The organism is Bradyrhizobium sp. Kon69 (assembly GCF_055807515.1).
Map to the genome: position 1 here is coordinate 1 of NZ_JBVVOS010000255.1, position 299 is coordinate 299.

1 protein-coding gene is annotated in these 299 nt (G+C 40.5%); it reads left to right on the forward strand.

The window, feature by feature from the left end; all coding sequences use genetic code 11:
• Positions 1 to 190 (forward strand): hypothetical protein (locus AC0L3U_RS39055; RefSeq protein ID WP_473365067.1); only part of this gene is annotated, 190 nt, incomplete at its 5' end.
• Positions 191 to 299 lie beyond the last annotated feature (109 nt).

Genomic DNA, 299 nt, shown 5'->3' on the forward strand with positions numbered 1-299 from the left:
CGGAAGTTGGCTATATACTGCTCGAGTATTCCCGCGTGCGCCAACATTCGAAATGAATTTCGATGAGCTGCGTTTTTCTCATGGCTCTCATCAATGCTGCACCATGAGCAGAGTTCTGAATCAATATTGGTTTTTGGCTCCTTACATGAGCCGCACCGTTCCTTGTGCAGAACTATTTCCTTTCCATTAAAAATGTAGGTTTGCAATTTTCCATCTAGGAAGAACGGGGTTGTTGAGCTCTTGCCAATATGTTTTTCATAATAAAAGACATATCACTATCTATAGGTTGCTATTATTAT